Annotated in this window: 7 protein-coding genes; 6 read left to right on the top strand and 1 reads right to left on the bottom strand. The window is 42.6% G+C overall.

The window, feature by feature from the left end:
• The 4 genes from B2V92_RS00335 to B2V92_RS00350 all read left to right on the top strand — a co-directional run.
• The coding region (locus tag B2V92_RS00335; protein ID WP_293303777.1) for an MBG domain-containing protein at nt 1–1,983 on the top strand (1,983 nt) is incomplete at its 5' end.
• A 13-nt stretch (nt 1,984–1,996) separates the two neighbouring features.
• The gene (locus B2V92_RS00340; RefSeq protein ID WP_293303778.1) at nt 1,997–2,860 is read left to right on the top strand and encodes a PorP/SprF family type IX secretion system membrane protein; all 864 of its coding nucleotides are present in this window, start codon (nt 1,997–1,999) and stop codon (nt 2,858–2,860) included.
• A 341-nt stretch (nt 2,861–3,201) separates the two neighbouring features.
• The gene (locus tag B2V92_RS00345) at nt 3,202–3,531 is read left to right on the top strand and encodes a hypothetical protein (RefSeq protein ID WP_293303779.1); all 330 of its coding nucleotides are present in this window, start codon (nt 3,202–3,204) and stop codon (nt 3,529–3,531) included.
• Between the two features lie 202 nt (nt 3,532–3,733).
• Nucleotides 3,734–5,692, top strand: coding sequence for a PAS domain-containing sensor histidine kinase (locus tag B2V92_RS00350; RefSeq protein ID WP_293303780.1), 1,959 nt, complete (start codon nt 3,734–3,736; stop codon nt 5,690–5,692).
• A gap of 14 nt (nt 5,693–5,706) precedes the next feature.
• Here B2V92_RS00350 and B2V92_RS00355 read toward each other — a convergent pair whose 3' ends face one another.
• Entirely contained in the window at nt 5,707–6,063 is a 357-nt protein-coding gene (locus B2V92_RS00355; RefSeq protein ID WP_293303781.1) for a response regulator transcription factor, read from the bottom strand.
• Between the two features lie 508 nt (nt 6,064–6,571).
• Here B2V92_RS00355 and B2V92_RS00360 point away from each other — a divergent pair.
• Both B2V92_RS00360 and B2V92_RS00365 read left to right on the top strand, forming a co-directional pair.
• Nucleotides 6,572–7,306, top strand: a complete 735-nt coding sequence (locus tag B2V92_RS00360; protein ID WP_293303782.1) for a hypothetical protein — start codon at nt 6,572–6,574, stop codon at nt 7,304–7,306.
• A 100-nt stretch (nt 7,307–7,406) separates the two neighbouring features.
• Nucleotides 7,407–9,824 (top strand): TonB-dependent receptor, encoded by a 2,418-nt coding sequence (locus tag B2V92_RS00365; RefSeq protein WP_293303783.1) that lies wholly within the window; start codon nt 7,407–7,409, stop codon nt 9,822–9,824.
• Nucleotides 9,825–10,091: the final 267 nt, after the last annotated feature.

Here is a 10,091-nt window from a genome sequence, read left to right on the forward strand (position 1 = left end):
AATGTTACGGGTATCGCCATTGGTGGTGGTGCCTCAGGTAACTATACCCTGGACAATACCACGGCAGCAACCACTGCCGATATTACGGCCAGGGCCATTGTGGTAACAGCCGATGCAAAGAGCAAGGTTTATGGCAGTGCTGATCCTGCTTTAACCTATACTTTTACTGGTACACTTATCGGTACAGATGACTTTGCTGGGGCTTTAGGTCGTGCAATGGGTGAGAATATTGGTTCGTACACCATTAACCAGGGTACACTTGCTCTAAGTAATAATTATACTATAACATTCAATAGCGCAGATTTAACCATAGGCAAGAAAACCGTAACCGTTACCGCAGCAGCAAAAAACAAAACCTATGGTGATGTTGATCCTGCCTTAACTTACACTTTTGCACCGGCACTGGTAACTGGCGACAGCTTTACAGGAAGCCTGACCAGGGCAACAGGTGAGAGCATCGGTACTTATGCCATTAACCAGGGTACATTGGCCTTAAACGCTAACTACACCTTAACTTATGTTGGTGCTGATTTAACCATCGGCAAGAAAACCGTAACTGTTACCGCAGTTGCAAAAAACAAAACCTATGGTGATGTTGATCCTGCCTTAACTTACACTTTTGCACCGGTACTGGTAACCGGCGACAGCTTTACAGGAAGCCTGACCAGGGCAACAGGTGAGAGCATCGGTACTTATGCCATTAACCAGGGTACATTGGCCTTAAACGCTAACTATACCTTAACTTATGTTGGTGCTGATTTAACCATCGGCAAGAAAACTGTAACTGTTACAGCAGCAGCAAAAAACAAAACCTATGGTGATGTTGATCCTGCCTTAACTTACACTTTTGCACCGGCACTGGTAACCGGCGATAGTTTTACCGGTAGCTTAACCAGAACAGCTGGCGAAATTGTAGGTACTTATGCCATTAACCAGGGTACAGTTGCACTAAACAGCAATTACACCTTAACTTATGTGGGTGCTAACCTTACGGTAACTGCTAAGCCGATAACCGTTACGGCAGCAGCGAAAAGCAAAACTTATGGCGATACCGATCCTGCTTTAACCTATACTTTTGCTCCGGCATTGGTAACAGGCGACAGCTTTACCGGTTCATTAGCCAGAACAGCTGGCGAAAATGCAGGTACCTACGCCATTAACCAGGGAACAGTTGCTTTAAATGCCAACTACGCAATTACTTATGTAGGCGCTAACTTAACCATAAATAAAGCAGTACTAACCGTTACAGCGAACAATGCCGTAATGTGCCAGGCTGATGGTTTCCCAAGTTTTGCAGTAACATACAATGGTTTTAAATCAGGCGATACCGAAACTGCGTTAACAACCAAACCAGCGGTAAGCACCACGGCAAATAGAAATGTAGCAGGCACTTATGCACTTGTTCCGGCAAATGGGGTAGCAAACAACTATAGCTTTGTATATGTAAATGGCACCTTAACCATCAATGCGCTTCCAACCGCTAATATTGTAAGCAACAAAGGTACCGAGATCAGTAAAGGTGAAACGGCAATATTAACTGCAACCGGAGGTACAAGCTACAGCTGGTCTACAGCAAGCGGTATTATCAGTGGCCAGAACACCGCAATACTTACTGTCCGTCCTGCACAAACTACCACTTATACCGTCCGCGTAACCAATGCAAGTGGATGTAGCAGTATTGTAACCATCACCATTAAAGTGAACGAAGATTACAAAGTAGTAGCTAATAATATTTTAACACCTAACGGAGATGGTGTAAACGATACCTGGTTTGTACAGAACATTGATATGTACCCGAGCAACGAAGTAAGGATCTTTGATCGCAACGGTAGGTTGATGTACAACAAAAAAGGATATGATAACAGTTGGAACGGAACAATCGGTGGAAACGAACTTGCCGAAGGAACCTACTATTATATCATAACCTACGGACCGGATAAACTTGTTCAAAAAGGATTTATCACCATTATCAGAAACCGTTAAGAAAATGAAAAGGATGAAAACAAAAATATTGATACTGGCAGCAGCCCTTCTTGGGGTATCAAAGGTAAACGCACAAACCAACCCCTTATTAAACCAGTACTACAACAATACTTATCTCGCTAATCCGGCCATGGCCGGATTAACCGAGGGAGCAGCAGTTGATCTGGCTTTCCGCTCACAGTGGAACGATATCCCTGGTGCACCGATGATCCAGAACCTTACCGCCACTTATGGCTGGGAGAGGGTAGGCGTTGGCTTAAATATGAACCTTGATAAGGCAGGTTTGCAAAGGCAAACGCGTATCCTGGCAAGTTATGCATACCATCTACCATTAAGCGAATCGGCTAAATTGCATTTCGGTATATCGGCCGGGTTTATGAACCAGCGCATAGATATGCAGGATCTTATCGGTAATCCGAACGATAACCAGATAGGTGCTTACAATACCGATCATAAAACCTATTTCGATGGAGATTTTGGCGTGGGACTAACCACTACAGGTTTTAACGCCGATATTGCCCTGGTAAACCTGAAAAATTACTTCAAAAGGGATAATTTTAAACTGATCAATACCCCTGTGGTATATGCTTCGGCAGGCTATAAATTCCAACTGGGCGAAAACGTTTTCCAGCCAAAGGTAGCCTACCGTTCCTTCACCGAAATAACCGATATTGTTGATGTTGGCGCCCAGTTCGGCATTGCCAACCAGCAGGTATTGTTTACCGCCATGTACCATACCAGTAAAGCGGCAAGCTTTGGCGTTGGATTGCATTACAAAAAGAAGTACAGCATTAACACTTCTTACACTACCCAAACAGGTGCATTAAGCGGTTATACCGCCGGAAGTTTCGAGATCAATCTCGGTATCAATTGGTAGTAACAGCTTCTTAGTTCAATAAGATCATTTTTAAAAGCAGGTATCGTTCAGGTACCTGCTTTTTTGGTTATTCGGGGCAGCCCATATCGTGCCGATCAAACCTATTTAGTTTCTTTACAAACCATACTTTGATATGGAGCGAATCTAATATGATTCCCATATATTTAACCTAAGGATAAAGGAATCTTTAACGCCGATATATTTTCCGGTGATGGGTTATTTATGGCTTATTTAATCCGTTTTCAAACTTTTAATAAATCAGGTAAAATTATTCAGGCTCATTTCCAGTGCTTTGAAAGATTGTATTTGCAGCTATGGTATAGGTTTTTATTTTTGCGTTCATGGTCGTTACGGTATTGGCTATTCTGGAGACAGATTTTGTTCCGGATAAAGCGCTTTCGAGATTAATGAATGGACGTTTGCAGCAGGCAGCGGAAGAATTGCGTGATCAACATCTTGCTTTTCTGTCCGATGTGGGCGAGCGTAACGACGATATCATCATCTACATCAGTTACAATCCAAAATATAAAATCCGTTTCCGCGTAGTAAATGATGTGCCTGCTAAAATTGAAGCACAGGTAATTGATATCTGTGGCAATTTAGGTTATCTGCATTGGCAAACCGGTGTACTTAACGTGGTGAGGAACCTGGGGATTGCAGGGGAAGAATAGTTTATTGGTATGTTCGTATGGTTAATCGGTTAATTGTTTAAATCGGTTAACTGTTTTAGGTGCCCCAGACTACGGACTTTGGACTAAAGACTGCGGACTAAGTACTAAATTCTTCCCACCATTAGCAAATCTTCTACTTCTTTTTTTAACTTCGTAATTGGCGTACTAGTTTCAAAAACTGTATTTTGCCATTTATCTTAATATGCACCTTGATAAAGAAATTCTGGCCGGGCTCATCGAAGGCTCACCTTATCCTATGTACCTCGTGTTGGGTGACGAGCTGCGGCTTGTACTAGCCAATGCGGCCACGCTTAAGGCCTGGGGTAAAGACAGCTCTGTAATCGGTAAAAAGCTGATCGAAATCCTGCCAGAATTTGCCGGACAACCTTTTGGTGCATTAATGCGTGGGGTTTTAACTTCCGGAGAACCATACCATGCCATTAGCGTGCCGATAACAATCGAACTTGAAGGACAACTGAAAACCTTTCATTATAATCTTTCCTATCAGCCGGTTAAAGGCGCAAATGATGAAATTATCGGTGTAGTTTGCCACGCAACCGATGTAACACAGTTGGTAGAATCGGCCGATAACATCAGCCGTTTAGGTATGGAGGCCGTTGAGAATAATGAACGATTGGCTACAATAAATGAAGCGCTTGCCGCAACCAACGAAGAACTAGCTACAACCAATGAAGAATTAACCGAATCGGCCCGTTTGCTCGAACTTAGTGAGGCAAGGTTCCGTAACCTGATTTTACAGGCTCCATTTGCCATATGCGTAATCAGGGCTACTGATCTGGTGGTAACCGAAGTAAATAACCGTTACCTCGAACTGGTCGGAAAAAAACGTTCAAGTGTAGATGGAAAACCCATTTGGGATGCTGTTGCAGAAGCTGCAGAAGCTTATGCCCCGGTGATGGAAAAGGTTATCCAAACCGGCGAAGCTTTTTTTGCCACAGAGGCCGAGGTGCTGCTCATCCGTAATGAATTGCCGGAACAGGTATTTATCGATTTTGTATACGAACCCGTAACCGATCTTTCAGGGCTTGTTTCGGCCATTATGGTGGTCGGGATTGATGTATCGGATAAGGTACGTACACGGCATGCCATCGAAGAGATGGAAGAACGTATCCGTCTGGCAGTAGAGGCGGCAGAAATTGGTACTTACGAGCTTAATTATAAAACAGGGGAACTGGTTGGTTCTACCCGCTTTGATGAGATGTTTGGTTTGGGCCATGGCGTTGCCCGCGAAACCATTATCGATCATTATCATCCAGATGATGTTCATTTAAGTGTATTGGCACATGAAGAAGCTAAAAACACCGGACAGATTTTTTATGAAGCACGCTACCTGCGTGAAGGTTTTCCAATGAAATGGCTCAGGTTCCAGGCAAAGGTTTATTTCGATGCACTGGGAAACAGACTCCGTACACTCGGTACCGTGATGGATATTACCGCTTATAAAGCATTACAGCAGCAAAAAGATGATTTTATCTCAATTGCAAGCCACGAACTCAAAACACCGCTTACCACTTTAAAGGCTTCGCTGCAATTGCTGGTGCGGATGCGCGAAAATCCAGATACTGTACTTTTTCCAAAGGTGATTGATCAGGCTTCGAGGAGTATGGATAAAATAACCGAACTGGTTGATGACCTGCTCAACGTATCCAAAATTAACCAGGGGCATGTTGGCCTTAAAAAGAACTGGTTTAACCTCGGCGAAATGCTCGAGAAATGCTGTATCCATGTTAGGGAATCCGGAAATCACGACCTGGTTTTAGCAGGTGATAAAAACCTCATGGTTTTTGCAGATGAACACCGCATCGATCAGGTGGTGGTTAACCTGGTTAACAATGCCGTAAAATATGCGCCCGATTCGAAAGAGATTTTTTTGGAGATAGAGCCACAGGCCGATAGGGTAAAGGTTTCTGTACGCGATAATGGTCCAGGTATTCCGGCCGATAAACTTCCGCACCTTTTCGACCGTTATTTCAGGGCTGATGAAATGGGTACACAGGTTTCGGGACTCGGTTTGGGACTCTTCATCTGTGCCGACATTATAAAACGCCATGGCGGTGAAATCGGTGTAGAAAGCGAGCCCGGAGAAGGTAGCAAGTTCTTTTTTACCCTTCCGCTCGGCGAAAATGTTAAAGAAATATAGAGGTTGAATAACAGTTAAATCGTTTTTTTTACCATGCTGATCAAATGATCAATATCGAATGGTTTGGAAATAAAACCATCAGCTTTTGATTGGTTTTTCATGGTAATAAGATCGGCATGAGCGCTCATCATCAATACCGGGATGTTGCTGGTTTCTGCCTCGGTTTTTAGCATTTCGCATACATTTAAGCCATTTCCATCGGGAAGCATCACATCAAGTAAAAAAAGATCGGGCAACGAATCTGATTTTCTGCTCATAAAGTCGTTTACGGTAGCAAAACCAGTAACCTCATAATCCTCCTGTAAAAAAATAAGTTCAACGATTTCCCTGATTCCCTGATCATCTTCGAGAATGCTGATTTTTTTGCCCATAAAAATAGTAAGTAAACATTAGCGGATGTGTGGATGACAACGCGCTATAAATATAGTTGCTTTTCGGAAATTCTGCTGATATTTTAACATTTTTTGTTTGTTTATCCATTGTTTAATCGCAGGATTGTTAAATTGTTAACTGAAAATTGCCAACTGAAAACTCTTTATTGGTTCATTGGTCATTGGTTGATTGGTCATTGGTTCATTAATCATTAGTCATTTGTTTCAAACAGTTCAACAGCAAAAAAACGTCTTCCCGACAGAAGCCTTCGGGTCCTCGACTTCGGACTGCGGACTTTCGACTTCGGACTAAGTTTAGCTTCCCTAGCCTTCGGGTCCTCGACTTCGGACTGCGGACTTCCGATTTCGGACTAAGTTTAACTTCCCTAGCCTTCGGGTTCTCGACTTCGGACTGCGGACTTCCGACTTCGGACTAAGTTTAGCCTCCCAGACCTTCGGATTCTCGACTTCCGACTAAAAAATCATCCCGACCTCCTATCTTTACCCCATGAAAACCACCGTAGCCATAAAAAACGCAATTACAATGCTCTCTTTACTCTTCATTCCCTTTTTAAGCTATTCAAGCGCTTATTGGATGGAGGTTACAGGTTCTGGTAAAGCTGGCGAAAAAGTTACTGTTCAGTTGATTTATGGCAATATAGACGATTTTGGAATCCGCCACAGGCAAAGCGGAAAAGAGCTTAAACTTGCTGGCGAATTTAGTTTCAGTCTGATCGATCCTGCGGGAAAAAAAACTGTTCTCAAACTTGACCAGAAATCCGATTGCTGGGAAACTACATTTACGCCAAAAGATAAGGGTACATACCGTATATTGGGCATAAACAACAGCCATCCGGTGGTAGATCGGTCGGCAACTGGCGGCGAAAACGTACTGCCTGTTGATTATCTCTGTAGTCAGTATCTTGTAGGAGCTGCTCAGGGACTTTCAGATCCAATGCAGTTCCTCGATATTACCATTTCCAAAGAAAACAAATCCATTATGGTACAGGCATTTCAAAACAATAAACCTGCAAAAGCCAAAAGTAAGCTGCGTGTATTTAATCCAGAAAACTGGGAGAAAGAACTGGTGTTGGATGAAAAGGGGACAGCGGTTTTCTCACCAACAATGAAAGGAATGTATATCATCAGGTTAGATTGGGTTGATCCTAAAAGTGGTAATTATAAAGGAACGGCATATACGAGTATCCGGCATCGTTGTAACTATTGTCTGTTTATCGAATAAAGGAGATTAAATTTTTAATAGTGATAATTATTTAGACTAATTATAAATAATGTTTTTATATTTGCCAAAATAATCAGACATCCTTTATAATTATCATTTGATGAATTTTTTTTACTTCATGTTATTGTCCTGCTTTTTGCTGGCAGGCAACACCGTTTTTGCACAAAGCCCGGGCAAAATATCCGGTAAGGTAAGCCTGGTAAATGGCCAGCCTTATGCTTCGGCATCGGTTTCACTTATAGAAATCAATAAAACGACCCTTACAGATGAGCAGGGAAATTATTTGTTCGCTAATATAGTAGCCGGAACTTATACGGTTAGAATCCAGGTATTGGGTTCTCCGCAAAAAGATTTAAAAGTAACCGTTGCAGCCGGCGAAACCACTACTGCAGATTACCGTTTAGAAAAAGAGAACGTACAGGCACTGCAAGAGGTTACTGTAGCCGGTACAACCAATAAATTTACGCAGAAAGAGAGCGTGTATATTGCCAGGTTACCACTTAAGAATCTCGAAAATCCGCAGGTATATAATTCTGTACCAAAAGCTTTATTCCAGGAGCAGATGGCGGTTGATTTAGGAAGCATTGCTAAAAACGTACCGGGAGCAGGTATCCCGATGATTGCCAACCAGGGCCGTGTTACTTTCCGCTCGCGTGGTTTCGATACCGAGCCAAACGCACGTAATGGTGTGGCAGGGGCTGCTTTTTCATTTATCGATCCGGCCAATTTAGAACGTATCGAGGCCATTAAAGGTCCATCGGCCACACTTTTTGGCAACAGCATTTCGAGCAGTTATGGCGGTTTATATAACCGTGTAACCAAAAAACCTTATAACGGTTTTGGTGGCGAAGTAGGCTATACCACCGGAAGCTGGAATTTTAACAGGTTAACCGTTGATGTAAATACACCTATCAATGCCGATAAAACTGCTCTATTCCGTTTAAATGGAGCTACTACCTGGGAACATAGCTTTCAGGAACAGGGATTTACCAATAGCGTAAGTGTTGCGCCAAGTTTTTCTTATCAGATTACCGACCGTTTATCTTTATTGCTGGATATAGAATTTGGTCAGGCTACCGGAACTTCGGTCGTAAGGTATAATCCGTATACGGCGGTGCCTGCAGGTGTTGCCGAAATTACCAGATCAATTGCCGATAATGGTTTCCCTTATAACAAAACCTTTTTGAGCAACGATTTGCCATACAAAACACAGATGATGAACATTTTTGGGCAGATCAATTATAAGATTTCTGAAGAATGGACTTCTCAAACGGTTATTTCGAGGGCACGTTCATCCATCAGCGGAAACATTACGGCTTTGGGCTCAAGATCAGAAACCACTATCCGTCCACAGATTATTAACGGTTACACCCAGTTTATCGCTACCGACATCCAACAGAATTTTGTAGGTGATTTTAAAATTGCAGGTCACCGTAACCGTATGGTTGTTGGTGTAGATTACTATAACAATTTTAACGATTTCGACCGTGTTACCGTAAACTGGCCAACAGATGTCGATTTTATCAATACCCCAGGCACTTACCGCATTAGCCAGTTCAAGGTTGATTCGTTAACATCAAGGGGAACATTAAGAAAAGAGTACAATGGCGATAATACCTATTCGGCCTATGTTTCTGATGTTTTCAATATTACCGATAGGTTAAATGCCATGTTGAGTTTAAGGGTAAACCGCTTTCAGAACAAAGGCGTGTACAATATTGTAACCGGCCAGCTTTCAGGCGGTATTGCTACGGCTACTGCAGCAAACAGTCCTTACGGCCAAACCAACCTTTCGCCTAAATTGGGATTGGTTTACGAAGTGTATAAAGACCACTTATCGTTATTCGGGAATTACATGAACGGCTTTTTTAACAAAAGCGGACTTAAGAGTGATGGCAGCAGGGTAGATGCAGAATATGCCGATCAATTGGAGTTTGGTGCAAAGGCCGATCTGTTTGACCACCGATTGGTTGGTACCATCAGTTATTACGACATTAAGGTTAAAAACATTGTACGTCCTGATCCTGTTGATCCTGTTAACTTTTTTGTTCAGGATGGTGGACAGTTGAGCAGGGGATTGGAAATTGAGTTAACTGCAAATCCTTTTGATGGTTTAAACATTGTAGCAGGTTATGCCTATAACGACAGTAAGGTTACTGCTGCTGCCGATCCACGTAACAATGGGCTCCGTCCGGGTTTAACCGGGCCGCCAAATACCTACAATTTCTGGGTGAGTTACCGTATCCCAATGGGTAAATTTAAAGGTTTGGGTGCAGGTGTAGGTGGTAATATCGGCGATCAGTCGTTCCATACCAATACCTATCCAACATTAACAGGTGGTTTATCAAGGTTTATCATCCCGTCGTATAAAATCTTCGATGCCAGTATTTTTTACGATCATGCTAAATTCCGTATCGGGTTTAAAGTGGATAACTTAACCAGCGAGAAAGCCTGGTCGGTACGCCTTACACCACAGGCACCGGCAAGGTTTACCGGAAACTTTATATTGAAGTTTTAAGGGGATTAAAGTATAAAAGAAAGGCTGGTTATTTCGAAATAACCAGCCTTTCTTGTTTTTAAGGGGGGCTAACCCGAGTTCAATTAATATAACCTAGTTTTAAAAGTGTTTACGGTAAACATTTTAATTTATAGTCGTCGCCCTGTCCCGATTTCAACATCGGGATCAGGGTCTGTTTTTTATGAAAGATGCTGAAACAAGTTCAGCATGACGATCGCGTTAGGTAATGAGTCGAGAAATGTGCGTCGAGATAGATCTCTCCCTGCC

Source organism: Pedobacter sp. UBA5917, assembly GCF_002432345.1.
In the GTDB taxonomy this organism is placed as follows: domain Bacteria; phylum Bacteroidota; class Bacteroidia; order Sphingobacteriales; family Sphingobacteriaceae; genus Pedobacter.

Excerpts from the sequence above, each read along its gene's own strand:
- B2V92_RS00345 (WP_293303779.1), top strand. The coding sequence starts at position 3,202 with ATGGTCGTTACGGTATTGGCTATTCTGGAGACAGATTTTGTTCCGGAT.
- B2V92_RS00360 (WP_293303782.1), top strand. The coding sequence starts at position 6,572 with ATGAAAACCACCGTAGCCATAAAAAACGCAATTACAATGCTCTCTTTA.
- B2V92_RS00340 (WP_293303778.1), top strand. The coding sequence starts at position 1,997 with ATGAAAACAAAAATATTGATACTGGCAGCAGCCCTTCTTGGGGTATCA.
- B2V92_RS00365 (WP_293303783.1), top strand. The coding sequence starts at position 7,407 with ATGAATTTTTTTTACTTCATGTTATTGTCCTGCTTTTTGCTGGCAGGC.
- B2V92_RS00355 (WP_293303781.1), bottom strand. The coding sequence starts at position 6,063 with ATGGGCAAAAAAATCAGCATTCTCGAAGATGATCAGGGAATCAGGGAA.
- B2V92_RS00350 (WP_293303780.1), top strand. The coding sequence starts at position 3,734 with ATGCACCTTGATAAAGAAATTCTGGCCGGGCTCATCGAAGGCTCACCT.